Origin of the sequence: Bacillus sp. SIMBA_026 (assembly GCF_046535335.1) — a bacterium.
GTDB lineage: Bacteria > Bacillota > Bacilli > Bacillales > Bacillaceae > Bacillus > Bacillus velezensis.
In genome coordinates this window covers 1-265 of record NZ_JAWRWX010000229.1, presented here as the reverse complement: position 1 = coordinate 265, position 265 = coordinate 1, and the positions used below count along the sequence as shown (strand labels likewise).

At 58.9% G+C, this 265-nt stretch carries 1 protein-coding gene; it reads right to left on the bottom strand.

Annotation, left to right across the window (positions count from 1 at the left end; all coding sequences use genetic code 11):
* The coding region (locus SB847_RS21290) for a phage tail protein (RefSeq protein WP_410578635.1) at positions 1-265 on the bottom strand (265 nt) is incomplete at both ends.

Sequence of the window (265 nt, the reverse complement as noted above, 5' to 3'; positions counted from 1 at the left end):
ATGCTCTGCGTTTTCGGGGTGCTTGATGTAGAGCTGCCAGTGTTTGGCTGGGCAAGCATCGGCGGGAAATGCTGGCATTCGGTGCTCTGCGTTGATGCTGCCGGTACTGCAATCCACGTTGGCGACGACGCGCTCTGTTAGGCGAACGGTTAGCGCGAGATCCCAGTGGGTGTTGCTGAGGATCTCGGCCTCGATCTGCACCGCCTCATCTTCGATGAGATCCGGCTGGTAGGTGTTGAGCCATTGCAGTAGCGGGACCATGACC